The organism is Paenibacillus sp. JJ1683 (genome assembly GCF_053006485.1).
The window spans coordinates 4,472,109-4,489,007 of the sequence record NZ_CM129820.1 but is presented as its reverse complement, the minus strand read 5'-3'; the positions used below and the strand labels follow the sequence as shown (position 1 = coordinate 4,489,007).

The following is a 16,899-nucleotide window of genomic DNA, read 5'->3' as shown; positions in this document are numbered from 1 at the left end:
CAGAGCTCGCTGCCTGTTCATGGTTTTCCTATGATTAGGCAGCTGCGCTTTAAGCCTAGCAGCCACAGCCTGGGGTAGACATTTGCCGCAGGCTTGTGGCTGTCTGTACTCCTTACAACACCGAGAACATAAATGATATGGTTGTTGTGATTACTTCATGGTGTGTACAACAGAGTTGATTTGCTTTTACGGGCTGCTAATTCTTTAAAATTTCTCGCAAATACTGAGTCAACTCGTCTGCCGCTTTGGTATGGGCGAGGAGTCCGGGATGGCTGCGAGATCCTATCGTTTCTTCTGTCGTGTTGGGCAGTTGGAATACGGACACACTGCGATCCCTCGTTTTTTTCTTGTACGCATCGACCGCCCGATAGATCGCTGACATCATCGGAGTACCAAGCATCCCATAGGCCCATACAATATGGGCAGTAGGATTGCAATTCCGAAGCTTGACAAGAAAGCGTTCGGTAGCGTTTTCAAAAGCTTGTACGTCTTCTTCATTAAATGTGCCATCCTCATTCAAACGTTGCTTATACACTTTCCCACTTATTGGGTCTGTCCATGCTGGAGAATAAAAGGCTCCACCGTCATTAGTCCCTAAGTTCACTACGACCACGTCCGGTTGCCAAGAGGTAAAATCATGATCGGCAAATGCTCCTAATGCTTCATTTCTCTCTCCGATGAGCACACCGCATATTTGCTCATAATATGCCGGTATGTTCCCATGTGGATTGTTATCCCAGCTTGTTAGCACACCCCATCCGCTTTGTGAGAATACTCGGTAATCCGCATTCAGTGCCTCGGCTGTTATGGCTGTATAATTGCGTAGGGCCGTGAACAGCATAGGAACCCAGTCGGTCTCCTCCTTCGCTCCAATCGTTCCTTCTCCCGAAGTAATGCTGTCCCCGACAAACTCTACTTTGAGGGGCTTATCAGGGACCGGCAGCAATTCTCCGTCAACCTTTAGGGCATGAATTTGCAACAAGCAGCGCGGGTCCGAGCTCATAGGCTGGGCATCCTTGACGAGACGGACATTTTTGACCGTGTCAGAGTTCAATCCTCTCAAAAGACAGATCCAATGCCGACCAGCGGTCACCATCAGACGACTCATCGGGACACCATTGATGACAATACTGATCCAGGGCTCATACACCTGATAATCGGCTTCTATTTCAATCCATAGCTCTGAGCCTGTCATATTCAATTCAATGCCGCTGCCTGTCCAAAATAGAGTGAGAGGGGTGAGAGTTGGCGTAGTTCGACCATGAACCTTTACATGCTTTGTTTTTGCAATTGGATATGTCTTCAATCTCTTGTTATGTGACATATTCAACATCCTCCTCATGATCTCGAATGAATGCTAGTTTCTGTAATATTGTAAAAGAAGTGACAGGGAATCTCAATTCTATTTTTAAGTAAGTTTAGAACAGCAATGGATAGTAAAAAGCACCAGCAGATTTCATTTTGCTGATGCTTTTTTTGATATGAGGAGCACAGATAAGGAAGCTAATTTTTTTAAGACATTACTATTATTCTTTAATTCGCTTTGCCGAACATGACGATATTAATCGCCTTGCCGAAGTCTATACCTACTTTGCCAGTTAATTCTGCTGTTTTTTGCGCCAATACCACTGCATTGACACCACAAGAGAACAGCGCAATATCAAAGTCATCTTTATGTGCTGCGATCCATTCGAGTGTTTCCGGCATCTGTTCATATTGATGAAATGCGAGCGTGTGCGCGATATGCAGCCCGTACGGCTTGGCTTCAAGAACAGGCTTTACTTCAGCGGCCGTTCGGGTCACCAGCAGAATGCGTCGATTTTTCAAGATGTCCCAGAATGCGGGTGTCTCCGCTAAATATCGATTCAGGCAGGCATGGCAAGTCAGCGCAGGGGAAAGAGCGTAGTGAGCAAAGACCTGATCGGTCAACTCCCGCTTCATATAGGATGGTGCCTTAATAGACTCGTCATCATATGGCAAAATGCCTGCGATGCTGGCTTTGTTCACTGCCTCTGCCACTGCGTCTCGTAGTTCCGTATTGGGCAGAAATAGTCCCTTTTGGCCGAGATTGGCTTTGACCGCCCAGCGTTCCTGTAACACCTTTTCCATCGGCCAGACGGTGTCTTGAGCCAATACCAAATTTTCGCCATCTCCAATACGTATGAGCGAGAAGGGCTGGTGCTGATCGAGTGCCAGCTTCAAACGTTTCAATACCTCGTCAATCTCCAGATACTTTGAATCCGTCATATCTTGTTTCCTCCTGTCAGTCCTGCTTGTTCAACTTTTCAAATAGAGCAAAAAACTTCGTATTCTATCATATGTCGAAAGTTAAAAGGTTTTTGTATGAACGGCTATTCTTTTTCGATTCTACCTATTTTTGCGAGAGTTGTTGCATCTGTACGTGCCGTTTCAGAAGCGTCTTCATAACTTGAGAGAAGACGGATGAAAGGGAGGAAGATCAATGAATCGCAAGATTGTGATTGAAATTAATTTTAATAACTATGGGATGAATCCCAACCGCCTGACACGTGAGTGGATCAGCGAGCGACTGGATATATTCAGAACCTTTACGCTGCGTAGTCTGCTCAATCAGACAAATACGGATTTTTTATCTGTCGTCAAGCTGGCGGGTGGATGCAGCGACATTGTGGAAGAGGAACTGGCCCAACGGGAGCCCATTCCTGAGCACATCCGTTTTGGTACGAGCATTGAAAGTAAACGTCGTATCAATGCGTACATCGAAGGAGCGGACGAACTGCTTATTGCTCGAATAGATTCCGACGATTTGTATCACCAATCCTTTGTACAGCAATTACATGATTACAAGTTTCAACCGGATACGGTTGCGCTGGTAAATCAAATGGGTTACTTGTGGGATGCGGTTGAGGGGCAGATGGCACCTGTGTTTCACCACTCGCCTTCCTTTTATGTGTTCCGCTATCAAGTAGAGGAATTTCTGAATGATTACCGTGTCGTTATTCCTGGGAAAGGCACACACGGATATGTAACGGAGCTGCCGCATGAGGTGATTCCGCTTCGCAACTATGTGAATGTCATTCATGCCGCCAATACATCGGTGAAAAAGGTGCCGGCAAAGGATCGACTCTCAGAAAATGAAATGAACGCGGTGCTGGCTGAATTTTTGGGCACAGGCATTGCCAATTCGTAACGGTCAGGAGGAGATTATATTGTTCAAAGGAAAAAAACTGCTGGTGACCGGAGGAACGGGATCTTGGGGGCAACGCCTGACGGCTGAATTGCTGAAGGAGGGACCAGCGGAAATTCGTATTTTTTCACGCGGTGAATTTGCACAGATTGCCATGCAGCGGCAATTCCAGTCTGATCCCCGGCTGAATTTCATGATTGGAGATATTCGGGACCTTCAGGCATTGCAGGAGGCTTGTCGCGGGATAGATTATGTGTTCCATTTGGCGGCATTAAAGCATGTTCCTGTGTGTGAGAAGCAGCCGGAAGAGGCTTTCAAGACGAACGTACATGGTACGGAAAATGTGATTCGGGCCAGCATAGAGCAGGGAGTCGCCAAAGTCATTGATGTCTCTACAGACAAGGCTGTAGACCCGGTGAATGTATATGGCATGACGAAGGCGATTGGCGAAAGATTGATGATCCGCGCCAACGCCTTAAGTGAACGTACTCGCTTTGTGTGTATTCGCGGCGGCAACGTGCTCGGAACGAGTGGAAGTGTCGTGCCTCTGTTCAAGCGCCAGATCGCGGAAGGACAGGATTTAACGCTGACGAGCCCAGATATGACACGTTTCTTCCTCACGCTCGGAGAGGCGATTGGCTTACTGCTGAAGGCTTCTGTTACGGCGATTGGTGGAGAGATACTAGTCATGAAAATGAAGGGTTGCAATATTGCGGATTTGGCAGAAGTGATGAAAGAACAGGCGGGGCAGCCTAAGTTAAAAGTGAAGGAAATTGGTATACGTGGTGGGGAAAAGCTACATGAGGTGCTGATTTCGCCCTATGAGGTGCCGCACACGTATCGCTATGATGATCGTTATTTTGTTATTCTTCCCCAGCAAGCAGACAAGCGTTTGTTGAGTCAATATGGTGGATTGGAGCGGGTGAACTTCGAACAATATCGCTCGGACGATGAGTTAATGGATCGCGCTGGAATTGCTGAGTTACTGCAAGGTATGGAGTAACGATGAAAGAGGTGGGTATTTTGCAGCTTATGGAAAGAATCACAAAAGGAACGGTAAAGGTGGCAGTGATCGGCCTCGGTTATGTAGGGCTGCCCATGGCAGTGGAAATGGCAAAGGCCGGTTATGATGTATATGGCGTGGATTCCGATCCCGTCAAAGTAGCCAAGCTACTTCAAGGAAAGTCGTACATCATAGACATTGGCGATGATGCATTGGAAGGTCTGATCGGGCAGCAATTGCATCCAGTTACGGATATCAAGGTGCTGGAGCATGCGGATATCGTCGTGATTTGTGTGCCTACACCGCTGACGGACGGACATCAACCAGATACGTCCTATATTGAGACAGCCATTGATCAGGCCATACCTCATTTGCGTAGACAAACGCTGTTGATTCTGGAAAGTACCACCTATCCGGGAACGACCGAAGAACTGATTCGGCCAGTGATAGAGCAGCGCAGGGGATGGACAGTGGGTCAGGATTTTTATGTGTGCTTTTCACCGGAACGTGTCGATCCGGGCAGCGTCCATTTTAACATTCGCAACACCCCTAAGGTGATCGGCGGTTGCACACCGGATTGTCTGGCAGCAGGAGCAGGTTTTTACGGATCCTTTTTGGATCAGATTGTTCCGGTTAGCTCGACAACTGTGGCTGAAGCCGCCAAGCTGTTTGAGAATACGTTTCGCAGTGTCAACATTGGAATGGTCAATGAGCTGACAGCGGCGTGTGAGAAAATTGGCATCAATATATGGGAGGTACTGGATGCAGCGGCAACCAAGCCGTTCGGCTACATGCCTTTCTATCCAGGACCAGGCATTGGGGGACACTGTATCCCGGTTGATCCGCTATATCTGTCGTGGAAATCGGAACAGCACGGTTTTCCGCTGGAATTCGTAGATCTGGCAGACCGCATGAATCGGCGTATGCCGCTGTATATCGCGGAGCGAATCGAATCCATGCTCGCTCAGGAAGGGAAAGCCATAAACAAGGCCAATATTATTCTGGCAGGTGTGGCCTACAAAAAGGACATTGATGATGTTCGCGAATCCCCAGCGCTTGTCTTGTTCGAGCATCTAACTAAAATGGGCGCTTCGGTTAGCTTCACCGACCCGTATGTATCGAGTTTTAAGCTGAACGGTGAAGAAATTCCATCTCGGACGGCAAATGCCCAGCTGTGGGAAAGTGCAGATATCGTAGTCATCACGACAGACCATTCTGTGGTGAACTATCAACAGTTGGTTGACCATGCTCCGCTGGTCTTCGACACACGTAATGCGACTGCACACTGCACAGGTGGACATGTCGTGATCTTGGGGCAACCTGGTGACGGAGGGGGCGCCTCTATTGGCTAACCGTGATCAGGTAAACGAACGTTATTACGGGCAGATCAATTCAGAGGAATCCCATGAAGCCACCCGCAATCGAATTCATTGGATTTGCCGCCATGTACAGGGACGTACCGTGCTGGATGTTGGATGCAGTCAGGGGATAACGTCCATTTTGCTCGCGCGGGAAGGCTTTGAGGTAACGGCTATTGATTTGGAAGAGGGCAGCATTTCGTATGCAAAAAAAGAGCTTCGACAGGAATCTGCACCCGTCAGGGGACGAGTCCACTTTCAGTTAAAGGACATTTCACAATTTGAACGTCCTCCCGGCGGATTTGACACTATTATTTTAGGAGAGATTTTGGAACATTTTGCGCATCCCGACACTCTGCTGGCTCATGCTTACCGCCTGTTGAATAAAAAGGGGACGCTCGTCCTGTCTGTACCTTATGGATATCATCCGTTTCACGATCACAAACGGACTTACTATGCCGGAAGTCTCTCCCGTGTGCTGTACCCTTACTTTACAGAACAAGCGCTGGAGGTACACCATAAATATTTATGCTTTGCAGGTCGCAAGAAGCCGAAAGAGCTGCGTGAGGCCAAGCCAGGGACAGAGCAACTGAATGAATGGATGAAGCTGGATGAGGAGCAGTTTCAACGGGTAGAGCAGCAGCATGTTCGCAAAATGAATCAGCGAAAGGCCGCACTCGACAAGGCGGTACAGCGAATCCGGCATATGGAGGAACAACTTTTGCCGTTGGAAAGGGTTACGCATGTCGAACAGATAGACAAGACGCAGGCTGAGAGGAGAGGTGCATATACTGATGGCAAGTCTACCGGAAAAACAACGGAAGAATCAGCCAACGGTAAAGGGGATGACGTGAAGTGATGACTGAGCATCCAATGACCCTCAGCTTGTGCATGATCGTAAAAAATGAGGCGTTAACACTGTCCCGGTGTCTGGATTCGGTCGCAGACCTGATGAATGAAATCATCATTGTGGACACAGGATCAACGGATGAGACGAAGACGATAGCAGCCCGCTATACGGATCGGATATATACGTTTGAATGGAAGGACGATTTTGCCGCCGCTCGTAATGAATCGTTTGACAAGGCAACGTGTTCCTATATCATGTGGCTGGATGCGGATGATGTGCTGCTGGAACCCGATCGTGAACGTCTTCGTTCCTTAAAACAGCGTTTGTCCGAAAATATCGACGCGGTGGTGATGCCACTTCACTTGGCAGAGGGTGAGCGGGGGGAACCGTTGTTCAGCTCACGCCGTATTCGCCTTGTGAAGCGGGAGCGACAATACCGCTGGGAAGGGCGTCTGCATGAGGATCTGGTGATACCTCAGGGGCAAATCGTGCATGCGGATGTGGCAGTGACACATCGCCGAATGCAAGACCATACGCTCCGTAACCAGCGTATTCTCGCCCGGTGGATCAGCGAAAGCGGCAAGCTGGAAGGGCGTCTGCTGTATTTTCACGCCAATGAATGCTTTGACCGTAAGGAATATGCCGAGGCTGCAGAGGGCTTCGACCATCTGCTGGAGGAGCCGAGCGGCTACCAGGAGGATCGCATTACTGCTTGTGCGCGAGCGGCTGAATGCTATCTCCATCTCGGGAAGCCCGAACAACAGCTGGATCGTTTGTTACGCTCTTTTCGATACGGGGTACCGCAAGCAGACCTGTGCTGCATGATCGGGGACTGGTTTTTCACAAGGAATCAATGGAGTACTGCCGCATACTGGTATGAAAGAGCATTGGAGCAACAGCATCACCTTCCTGGTATGAGACCTGTCCCACTGCCATGCTACTCTTGGTTACCTCATGTACGACTCAGTCATTGCTACGCCCATGTAGGTAAGCTGGAAGCTTCATATGAGCACAACCAAGTCGCTTTACGTTATTTGCCAGATGACCCGCATTTGCTGGATAACGAACGCAAGCTCAGAGAGGCTATGCCCAAACTTTCACCCACAGCCCGGCCGTCAAAATAGCTCAAGCTGTTCCGGCCCTTGATCCGCTTCAGGTGGCTTGCGAGGTGGAAAAGGTCTAGGCTCCATGCCCAGCATGGTCATGAGTTGCTTGGCGTTGGCAGCGGCGTCTCCACCTGAGTTGTTGTTGAATATAACGCATACCTCACGGCTTTGCTGCTCCAGTTCCAGCAATCTGTCTTTCCATTCGGTCAATTCTTGTTCATTGTACCGATACAGATAACGAACCTCCCGCCAATTAGGTGCCGAGCTTTGATTCCAGCCTGATATGTTCCGTCCGTGGAGACGTACGATGGTCAGGTTGCTGTCTGTAGCCAGCGGTACAATGGGAACTGACCCGGGGCCTGCCTGCGGCTCGTCGCATACGCTATGTATCCAGCCTTCTTCACGCATAAATGCCAGCGTTTGCTTCCGAAATTCTGGTGTGAACCAGCTTTGATGTCTGAATTCAAGTACGGATGGGACCTCTCCCATCCTATTTTTCGTGTCTCGCAATATGGCGACATTCTCACGTGTACAGTCGAACCAGGGCGGGTATTGAAACAGCACGGCTTTAAGCTTGCCCGCTTCGCGAAGAGGCAGTATGGATGCATGCAACGCTTCATACATCGCATCAATGGTTTTGAAGTAAGGCTGTTTGCCGCGGGTATGGCCGGTCATGCCTTGATAGGCCTTGACGAGAAATGAAAAGGAGTCTGGAGTTTCCGTCGCCCAGCGTGCCATACGATCCGTAGGCTGTACCGCATAAAAAGAACTATCCATCTCTACTACGGGAAAATGGCTTCCATAGACACTTAGTTTTTGGTTAGCTTTAGTGCCCGTTGGATACAAGTCATCGTGATCGCCCCAACCCGTCAGTCCAATTTGAATCATAACTTTGCCGCTCCTTTCCTGCATGAAACCTCTCTAAAGGCATTCCCATGATTCATTTTAATGATAAAATGGGATAAATCACATGAAGTGGGTATGAAGTTCCTATGATTATTTAAGCTCAAATACGGTTATTGTAACATGCTCTCATGTCAGGAAGCTTGGTGCTTTTGCAAAATGCTTATTCGTAATGTTTTTGAGTTTCCAGTTTAAAAAAGCTAATATAGTATGTAATAGAGCGAAATGAGTTCATGGAGGAGAAACGATATGGCAGAATGGTACGAGCAAAGCTTTGGGGAAGATTATTTATTGGTATACAAGCATCGCGACTTTCAGGGAGCCTATCAGGAAGTGCAAAAAATGATCTCCTGGCTCAAATTACCGCAAGGTTCCAGCGTATTGGATTTATGCTGCGGGATGGGACGTCATTCGCTTGCGCTCGCCGATGCAGGGTATAAGGTGACGGGTGTGGACCTGTCCAATGTACTGCTGAGAGAGGCGTATGTGGCGGATTCCGAAGGGCGGGTAAGCTGGCATCAAGGGGATATGAGAGCGGTGCCGCTGGATGAAAGCTTTGATGCGGTGGTCAATTTGTTTACCTCCTTTGGTTATTTTGAGAAGGATGAGGAGCAGCTTAAGGTATTAAAGGAAATTTATCGGCTGTTGAAACCGGGAGGTCGTTTTATTATAGATTATTTGAACCCTTCCTACGTAGCTGCACATTTGGTACCGCATTCGTCCCGGGAGGATGAGGGAAATTGGATTGAGGAGCATCGGGTCATTGAAGATGGATTTGTGAAAAAGCAAATTGCCATCCGGTCAGCCGCATCTGTGACGACCACAGAAGCAGCCTCTGAGCTGGATGCCACTCGTGCTGACGCACAACCTGCGCGTGTGTACTATGAGCGAGTAAAGCTATATCCGTATGAAAAGTTCCGTGGATTGCTAGAACAAGCCGGGCTATCCGTAGAGCAGGTGCACGGAAGTTATGATGAAGATCAATATATAGAAGACGCTTCGCCCCGAATGATTTTTGTCGGTGTGCGGGCTTGAAACAGAAGGCCGGAGGGGAAGCCATGAAATTGCCAGAGCTTACGCCGTGTGAGCGAATAGACGGAGGCTTTCAGGTCAAAATATCCATGTCCTTTCCGCTGCGCTGGGTGAATAGCTATGTGCTCAAGGGACAGCACGGTTTTACAATTGTAGACCCAGGTCCGCGCAATCTGGATACAGAGGCGGAATGGGCATATGTGTTCCAACAGCTGGGAATGTCCTTTGAGGATATTTCAGACATTGTGGTGACTCATCATCACCCCGATCATTATGGACTGGCGGGGTGGATGCAGCAGCAAGGTCAGGCTCGCGTACATATGTCAGCTCGCAGCCATCAGGAAGCGATGATGATGTGGGACGCTCCAGAATTGACGACTGCTATGGAGAAGAGGCTGCCCAGCTTTTTTGTCCAGCATGGCTTTCCTTTGGAACAGGTATCAGCCTTGGAATTACATATGCAGCAGGCTTATTTGCAAGTGAATCCGCAGCCTGAGATTACCTTCATTCCTACCGGAATAGACGCTCGTCTGGAATTAGGCGGACGCAGCTGGATGCCCGTAGAGACTGGAGGGCATGCGCCTGGACACGTGTCCTTATATGAGCCGAATAGCGAAGTTATTCTGTGCGGTGACGCAGTGTTGCCGCAGATTTCCCCTAATATCAGTCTGCTGCCCGGTAGTGATGCCCAGCCGCTGAAGTCTTATATAGACGGCTTGCAGCGCCTAGCTGAGCTAGAGGTCGCATGGGCATATCCCGGACACCGCAATCCGTTTGGGTATTTTCGCGAACGGACGCAAGCATTGCTGGCGCATCATGAAGAACGGCTGGAGAAATTCTGGCAGCTGATTCCACCAGAAGGCAGCACAGCTTATGAGCTGTGCATTGCCGTGTTCGGCGACAAGCTGGGGATTCACCAGTTAAGGTTTGCCATGTCCGAGACACTGGCCCACCTGGTGGAGCTGGTGCGCCGTGAACGAGCCTCTATGAGCGAGACGAGTCCCATCACGCGCTTTTATCCTCTTTGCTATCAATAATGGCGTGGAGTTAACGAGCGAGTATAGTGATATGACAATGCAACATGACAGAACAACATGAACGGCATGCATGCCGGGGAAGAGGCTTTTATGAATTTGCTGCTGCTGGGAGCTACCGGACGTGTGGGCCGTTTTATATTAGAATATGCGTTAGCGGATGGTCATACCGTAACCGTCCTAGTTCGTTCACCGGACAAGTTGGAGGATTTCGCATCCCAATACGGGACACAGCTGCAAATTGTACAAGGTAATGCCACCAACGCGGAGGACGTAGCACAAGCGCTGAAAGGCGGGCCAACAGTTGTGATCAGTGCGCTGAATACAGATGGAACCACCACCTTATCCGTTAGTGCAGGTCTGCTGATCCGGCTGATGCAGGAGCAGTCCATTCACCGGCTCATAACAGTAGGAACGGCAGGGATTTTGCAAAGCCGGACCGAACCGAGCCTGTATCGGTACGAGTCCTCCGATACCCGGCGACGCAGCACCCGCGCGGCCGAGGAGCATCGGCGAGTGTACGAATTGCTGCGTGAATCGGCACTAGATTGGACAGTCATATGTCCAACCTATTTGCCAGATGGCGGACGTACAGGTGTATATCGCGTGGAAAAAGATTTTCTGCCTGAAGACGGCTCACAAATTTCCACTGCGGATACAGCTGATTTTACCTATCGTCAATGGACAAGTTGCGATTTTATCCGCACAAGGGTGGGCATTGCCTATTGATCGTGGAACGCAAAACATAGCTTCATTTTTAACATCCAACCAGAGCGCAGTAAGTGTATCTACTTATGTTGCGCTCTTTTTTATTTGACAAACATTTAGGGATGGAATACTATGATTCTATAAGGAAACAGTGTTTCTGAGATGAACAAAGGAAGTGCATTGAACGATGTCTGAGCCATCGCAACCTTATAAAACCTATTCTGAGGTGAAGCTACAGCAGCAGCAATTGCTCCGTAAAAATGTGATTGATGCGGCATGCATCCTTCTTGCAGAAGAAGGGCCTGAGGCAGTGACTGTACGGCGAGTTGCACAGAAATTAAGCTGTTCCACCAAGATCATTTACAGTATTTTTGGCAGTAAGGACGGTCTTGCCAATGAAATGTATCTGGATGGATGCCGGCTATTGGCTGAAACCTTTGAACAAGTACCTGTTACGAAAAACGTACTCGCTGATCTGGAAGCTTTATGCTGGGCATATTGGAAATTTGCGCGGCTTCATTCAGCCTATTACAAAATGATGTTTGGCGGGGCATTATCTGATTTTAAGCCGGATGAACAGAGCTTGGAGGGTACCACAACGGCATTATCGCGAATCTTACAAACCGTCATACATGCTATGGAGCAGGGAGCACTGAAAGAACAGGACCCACTGCTGGTTGTCCGAATGCTGTGGTCAGCTTTACACGGGGTGATACATCTACAATTTGCAGGTCATTTTTTGACTGTGGACATGGCCCAAGAGGTGTATGCATTTACACTGAAGAATACGCTCGATGTATGTAAACCCTCTTCATCTCCAGCGTAAATATGAAGTGTACTGAGGTCGTCATCGTGATGGCTTCAGTTCATTATAGAGTAGTGGTAACAGTGTTTCTTAAATAAAACGACGATACTATGGAGGTCATCATCATGTTTAGGTATGCAAACAAAACAGCACTCATCACAGGGGCTTCATCCGGGATTGGTGAGGCATTTGCCTATTCGCTCGCGGCTAAGCAATGTAATCTCATTTTGGTAGCGCGCAATGAAAAAAAGCTAAAAGCACTGGCGAAAGAACTCTCCGCTAAATATAACGTAAAAGCTACGGTGATTGCGCTCGATCTATCCTCATCGGGAGCTCCCCAAACATTGCATCAGGAGGTTCAAAATCAACAACTCAAGGTAGATCTTCTGATTAACAACGCCGGTTTTGCCACCTACGGGTACTTTGAGCAGGTTTCAGGAGAAAGACAGCATGAGGAAGTGATGCTCAATGTGGCTGCTTTAGTCGATATCACACATGCATTTATGCCTGATTTGTTGCGTAACCGGGATGGGGGACTCATCAATGTTTCATCCACCGCTGCATTTCAGCCTGATCCCTATATGGCCGTATATGGAGCAACCAAAGCATTCGTACTTTCGTTTAGCGAGGCGCTGTGGGCCGAAAATCGAAAACGGGGACTCAAAGTGCTCGCCCTCTGTCCAGGTGCAACCGAAACCTCATTTTTTGATGTGGTAGGCTCCAGTGAAGCCTCTGTAGGTTCCAGAGAAACACCCCAGACTGTCGTCAATAATGCCTTGAGAGCATTTGAAAAAGGGCGCAGTCATATGATATCGGGTCGACAAAACTATTGGGTAGCCCAAGTATCCCGATTTTTCTCTCGTCAATCCACACTTAACATTGTGGAACGTACACTACGACCTCAAAATTGATTGCAATTTAAGAATCAAGATAGCCTATACTTTAATCAGGATTACCGCTCAATAAGCTGAGATTTCTTATATGCCGGGTCTGATTGCTTCTAGTTCAATAGAATCAGCAGCCCCGGCGTTCCTAATTTACATAGATCAGGCGTTCAGATGCTATCCCAGATCTCGCGAATATAATAAAATCCCATCTCGCTTCTCCCAGCCGTTAGCTGACCAGAAGCGTTGACCTCCTATGTTATGCTCCATCACAAACAGATGGCATTTATCAATACCTTCTTTAAGCAAAGCAGATAACGCTTTATCCACCAGTCTGGGCGCAATCCCATGACCACGATGTTCTGTGGCTACACCCAGATGATACAGAAACCCTCTGCGACTATCATGGCCTGCTAAAATCGTGCCTATGATGTTTCCAGCGTACTCACAGACAAAGCTAAGTCCTTCATTCCGCTGCAAAAATCGTGCAATCCGCTCCGGTGAATCGGCCTCACTTAATCCCAATCCGTCTAAGCCATTCCACAGCTCAATGGCCTGATCGTAATCATCAGCCTGCATCGTACGGAATGTATATCCTGCAATTACGTCTGCCATGTCTAGTTCTCCTCTTACCCTGTATATATCTATTGTAATCCAACGCATTGTTTGCAACTGGCATGTCATTGTTACCGTGTTGTATTCGGTGCACTTTCTTCTCCAAGCTCCTGCTCGCGCTCTGCCTGCTTGCGATGGGCGATACGACTGCTGGCCGAGGCTGCAATCGCACCCACAATGTCATCCAGAAACGTATGAATCGGCCCAAGGCTTTTATCGTTCAGGCGTTCCAGCACACCCGGTTTGAGCTTATCGACATAACCGTAATTGGTAAATCCAATACTGCCGTACACATTGACGATGGAAAAGGCTAGAATTTCATCCACTCCGTATAATCCCTCATCATTCTCAATCATATCCTGCAATGGGGGAAGAAGAGCCCCCTGTTCCGCGAGAATATCTAGCTGGATGCCCGTAAGCACGGCATTTTGAACCTCGCGCTTCATTAACACCTTGTCCACATTGTCCATACATTCTTCCATCGTTAGGTTCGGGTAATATTTTTTCTGTAGAAGCATAACCAGTTCTGCGATTTCAGTCATACTTACACCACGCTTGTGCAGCCACTCACGGGTGGCATCGGCTACCTTTTTACTATTCAGGCTGTAAGGTGCTTTTTTCTTGTCCATAAAGTTGAAGTTACCCTCCTCGTGTAGACTAATTTTCTACTGCAATTATGACCAGTGTGTCCAGTCTGCTAAAAAAGTAGTTATTTTTTACGCGGGGCTCGTATACATATTAGTACAATCTGTACAAAATTGTTAGGGAGGAACTTCATTTATGAACATAAAACACCCATGGCGTATGACCTCTGTAGCCGGGCTGCTATCCCTGCCCCTGTTGTTGTCCGGATGCAGCCTTTTCGGCAACGAAGCCGCGTCCATTGACCCTCCGCCGTCCACGACAGAGCAGTCCATGATTAAGGCTGTAACCGGAAAAGCACCTGCCACTACCGGGCAGTTGAGGGCTGTTTTTTTGCAAGATCATAACGGCTTGCTGGCCCCTGTATCTTTACCGATTGCTTCAGGCGATGTACAGGCAGATGCCAAGTCGGCGCTGGAAACACTGGTTGAGGGCGGGCCTTATGCCGGCTTATTACCAGAAGGATTTAAAGGTGTACTGCCTCAGGGTACAGAAGTGAAAAGTGTGACAGTGGACAAGGATAACAAGCTGGCTGTTGTCGAATTTAACAAATCTTTCGCCAACTATAAGCCACAGGAAGAACGCAAATTAATGGAAAGCTTGACTTGGACCTTGACCGACCGTCCCGATATTAAAAGCGTGCAGATTTGGGTGGATGGTAAAAAGCTGAACGAAATGCCTGTTGGCGGCACACCACTGGACCATCCGCTCACGCGCGCAGTAGGGATTAATTTGGAGGTCGGTCATGGTGTGACCCCTCTGGATTCCAGTCCAGTCACCGTATATTTCTCTTCATCTTCGCCTGCTGGAGTACAATATTATGTACCTGTAACACGACTGGTCAGTCCGGAAAAAGATCGTGTCCAGTCCGCTCTACATCAATTAATTCAAGGGCCACAGACCAAGGATGGATTGCAGGAAGTGATGACAGGGGAGACGGCGCTGAAATCGGTAGAACGCTCTAAAGATAACGTCATTACGGTATCACTCTCGGATGATATGTTTGCCAAAGGGGAGGCCGTACCTGCTGAATTTTTGGAATCGGTCGTACTGACAGCAGCGGACAATTCGGATGATGCGGTCAAAACGAAGATTCGCATTGAACTGAATGGTGAGAAAAGCGTGATTGGACAAAATAATCAAAATTATGGAGAGCCTGTAGCCAAGCCGCAGCACATTAACGAAATTCCTCTTTAAGGACAGGGAATCGTCATTGGGGTGCTTTTGCCTGCACACTTTGGTAAAATAAACATATAAGAACAGGTTGCATACGACGTAGGAGGAAAAAGCATGAGTAGATCTAACGGACGAAACGGTGATGAGCTGCGCCCGATGAAATTGACAGCAGGAGTAAATAAATACGCGGAGGGCTCTGTTTTTATAGAGGTTGGCGAGACGAAAGTCATCTGTACGGCTACAGTGGAAGAGCGCGTTCCTCCCTTTATGAAGGGCCAAGGAAAAGGCTGGGTGACCGCCGAATATTCCATGCTTCCGCGGGCGACACATAGCCGCAATCAGCGTGAAGCGGCGCGCGGCAAGCTGACAGGCCGTACTATGGAAATTCAGCGTCTGATCGGAAGAGCGATGCGTTCGGTTGTCAATTTGCAGGCGCTTGGTGAACGGACGATTACGTTGGACTGTGACGTCATTCAGGCGGACGGTGGGACACGTACAACCTCCATTACCGGTTCTTTCGTAGCGTTGGCGATTGCAGTAAATAAAATTGCGATCCAGCACAAGTTGCCTGTTTTCCCTATTACGGATTTTCTGGCTTCCGTCAGCGTAGGGGTTGTTGGTGACAAGGCGCTGCTGGATCTGAATTATGAAGAGGATTCCAAGGCTAAGGTGGACATGAATCTCGTCATGACTGGCAGTGGGAAATACGTCGAGCTGCAAGGTACGGGGGAAGAAAGCCCATTCGACCGTCAGGAATTGGATCAGCTGCTTAGCTTGGGTGAACAAGGGATTTTGCAAATGATCGAGCGCCAAAAAGAAGTACTCGGACCGATTGCCGATAAGATCGGTGCTGGACGTACAGGAGCTGGGGCCTAATGCGACTGGATGGTCCGGTTGTCATTGTCGCTACGAAGAATAAAGGGAAAGTGCGGGAATTTGCACATGCTTTTGCGCCGTTTGGCAAGGAAGTCAGAAGTATGTACGATTATCCAGACATTCCTGATGTCGTTGAGGATGGCACAACCTTTGCCGAAAATGCGCTGAAAAAAGCCAAAGCGGTGGGAGATGTGCTCGGATTGCCTGTGCTAGCCGATGATTCCGGCCTGTGCGTGGACTTGCTGGACGGTGCGCCAGGCGTATATTCGGCCCGTTATGCGGGAGAAGGCGCCAGCGATCACGAAAACAATATCAAGCTGCTTGATGTTTTGGAATCAAAGCAGCTTGGTGATGATACCGGACAGCCTTTGCTAAGCCCGGCTCAATTCGTCTGTACCTTGATTCTGTATAACCCACAGACTGGGGAGACGTTGGAATCGACGGGCTCCGTGGAAGGCTGGATTACGACTGAAACCGCGGGCAGCGGTGGGTTTGGGTATGATCCGCTGTTCTATTTGCCAGAGTTTGAAAAGACAATGGCGGAGCTGACGTTGGAACAAAAGCAGGCTATCAGTCATCGAGGCATAGCCCTGCGTAATTTGGCAACAAAGCTGGGGAATCCGCAGGAATAGTTTGGCAGCAGGGTGAATAATATACCTGTCATATACGAAAAAAAGGCTATCCGTCAGTCATAGGCGCGGATAGCCTTTTTGGTACTTTCTGTTCCACGTATAGCATGCA

The 16,899-nt window shown here is 48.6% G+C and carries 18 protein-coding genes; 13 read left to right on the top strand and 5 right to left on the bottom strand.

Annotated elements, in window-relative coordinates; all coding sequences use genetic code 11:
* Window positions 1–196 precede the first annotated feature (196 nt).
* Window positions 197–1,324 (bottom strand): GDSL-type esterase/lipase family protein, encoded by a 1,128-nt coding sequence (locus ACUC6J_RS19205; protein WP_447249292.1) that lies wholly within the window; start codon window positions 1,322–1,324, stop codon window positions 197–199.
* A 209-nt stretch (window positions 1,325–1,533) separates the two neighbouring features.
* Window positions 1,534–2,247, bottom strand: coding sequence for a GT-D fold domain-containing glycosyltransferase (locus ACUC6J_RS19200; RefSeq protein ID WP_447249291.1), 714 nt, complete (start codon window positions 2,245–2,247; stop codon window positions 1,534–1,536).
* Between the two features lie 214 nt (window positions 2,248–2,461).
* On the opposite strand from ACUC6J_RS19200, the gene ACUC6J_RS19195 reads away from it, so the two are divergent.
* The 5 genes from ACUC6J_RS19195 to ACUC6J_RS19175 are packed head-to-tail and all read left to right on the top strand — an operon-like array spanning window position 2,462 to window position 7,501.
* Window positions 2,462–3,169, top strand: a complete 708-nt coding sequence (locus tag ACUC6J_RS19195; protein ID WP_107734882.1) for a glycosyltransferase family A protein — start codon at window positions 2,462–2,464, stop codon at window positions 3,167–3,169.
* A gap of 19 nt (window positions 3,170–3,188) precedes the next feature.
* Complete coding sequence (locus tag ACUC6J_RS19190) at window positions 3,189–4,169, top strand: polysaccharide biosynthesis protein (protein WP_447249290.1); 981 nt, start codon at window positions 3,189–3,191, stop codon at window positions 4,167–4,169.
* Window positions 4,170–4,171: 2 nt separating this feature from the next.
* Window positions 4,172–5,521 (top strand): nucleotide sugar dehydrogenase, encoded by a 1,350-nt coding sequence (locus tag ACUC6J_RS19185; protein WP_447249289.1) that lies wholly within the window; start codon window positions 4,172–4,174, stop codon window positions 5,519–5,521.
* Window positions 5,514–6,386 (top strand): class I SAM-dependent methyltransferase, encoded by an 873-nt coding sequence (locus ACUC6J_RS19180; RefSeq protein WP_447249288.1) that lies wholly within the window; start codon window positions 5,514–5,516, stop codon window positions 6,384–6,386. Before ACUC6J_RS19185 ends, ACUC6J_RS19180 begins: the two co-directional genes overlap by 8 nt.
* Window positions 6,386–7,501, top strand: coding sequence for a tetratricopeptide repeat-containing glycosyltransferase family 2 protein (locus ACUC6J_RS19175; protein WP_447249287.1), 1,116 nt, complete (start codon window positions 6,386–6,388; stop codon window positions 7,499–7,501). Before ACUC6J_RS19180 ends, ACUC6J_RS19175 begins: the two co-directional genes overlap by 1 nt.
* On the opposite strand, the gene ACUC6J_RS19170 is transcribed toward ACUC6J_RS19175, so the two are convergent.
* The gene (locus ACUC6J_RS19170) at window positions 7,493–8,371 is read right to left on the bottom strand and encodes a DUF72 domain-containing protein (protein ID WP_016818524.1); all 879 of its coding nucleotides are present in this window, start codon (window positions 8,369–8,371) and stop codon (window positions 7,493–7,495) included. The genes ACUC6J_RS19175 and ACUC6J_RS19170 overlap by 9 nt on opposite strands.
* A 264-nt stretch (window positions 8,372–8,635) precedes the next feature.
* On the opposite strand from ACUC6J_RS19170, the gene ACUC6J_RS19165 reads away from it, so the two are divergent.
* From ACUC6J_RS19165 to ACUC6J_RS19145, 5 genes are all read left to right on the top strand, one after another.
* A complete protein-coding gene (locus tag ACUC6J_RS19165) occupies window positions 8,636–9,421 on the top strand; it encodes a class I SAM-dependent methyltransferase (RefSeq protein WP_447249286.1) in 786 nt (261 codons plus the stop codon).
* 23 nt (window positions 9,422–9,444) lie between these two features.
* Complete coding sequence (locus ACUC6J_RS19160) at window positions 9,445–10,455, top strand: MBL fold metallo-hydrolase (RefSeq protein ID WP_447249285.1); 1,011 nt, start codon at window positions 9,445–9,447, stop codon at window positions 10,453–10,455.
* Window positions 10,456–10,545: 90 nt separating this feature from the next.
* The gene (locus ACUC6J_RS19155) at window positions 10,546–11,181 is read left to right on the top strand and encodes an NAD(P)-dependent oxidoreductase (protein ID WP_447249284.1); all 636 of its coding nucleotides are present in this window, start codon (window positions 10,546–10,548) and stop codon (window positions 11,179–11,181) included.
* Between the two features lie 166 nt (window positions 11,182–11,347).
* Window positions 11,348–11,986, top strand: a complete 639-nt coding sequence (locus ACUC6J_RS19150; RefSeq protein WP_016818528.1) for a TetR/AcrR family transcriptional regulator — start codon at window positions 11,348–11,350, stop codon at window positions 11,984–11,986.
* 104 nt (window positions 11,987–12,090) lie between these two features.
* Entirely contained in the window at window positions 12,091–12,876 is a 786-nt protein-coding gene (locus tag ACUC6J_RS19145) for an SDR family NAD(P)-dependent oxidoreductase (RefSeq protein ID WP_016818529.1), read from the top strand.
* Window positions 12,877–13,026: 150 nt separating this feature from the next.
* On the opposite strand, the gene ACUC6J_RS19140 is transcribed toward ACUC6J_RS19145, so the two are convergent.
* Both ACUC6J_RS19140 and ACUC6J_RS19135 read right to left on the bottom strand, forming a co-directional pair.
* Entirely contained in the window at window positions 13,027–13,464 is a 438-nt protein-coding gene (locus ACUC6J_RS19140) for a GNAT family N-acetyltransferase (RefSeq protein WP_031462109.1), read from the bottom strand.
* A 71-nt stretch (window positions 13,465–13,535) separates the two neighbouring features.
* On the bottom strand, window positions 13,536–14,093 hold the full coding sequence (locus ACUC6J_RS19135) for a phosphatidylglycerophosphatase A family protein (RefSeq protein WP_330720879.1): 558 nt from the start codon (window positions 14,091–14,093) through the stop codon (window positions 13,536–13,538).
* Between the two features lie 151 nt (window positions 14,094–14,244).
* Between ACUC6J_RS19135 and ACUC6J_RS19130 the strand changes: the two genes are divergently transcribed.
* From ACUC6J_RS19130 to ACUC6J_RS19120, 3 genes are all read left to right on the top strand, one after another.
* Window positions 14,245–15,303 (top strand): GerMN domain-containing protein, encoded by a 1,059-nt coding sequence (locus tag ACUC6J_RS19130; RefSeq protein WP_016818532.1) that lies wholly within the window; start codon window positions 14,245–14,247, stop codon window positions 15,301–15,303.
* A gap of 93 nt (window positions 15,304–15,396) precedes the next feature.
* Complete coding sequence (gene rph / locus ACUC6J_RS19125; protein ID WP_447249283.1) at window positions 15,397–16,158, top strand: ribonuclease PH; 762 nt, start codon at window positions 15,397–15,399, stop codon at window positions 16,156–16,158.
* Window positions 16,158–16,790 carry an XTP/dITP diphosphatase gene (locus ACUC6J_RS19120; RefSeq protein WP_102998249.1) on the top strand — a complete coding sequence of 211 codons (633 nt, stop codon included), beginning with the start codon at window positions 16,158–16,160 and terminating at the stop codon, window positions 16,788–16,790. The genes rph and ACUC6J_RS19120 overlap by 1 nt, the downstream gene beginning before the upstream one ends.
* The last annotated feature ends 109 nt before the right edge of the window (window positions 16,791–16,899 follow it).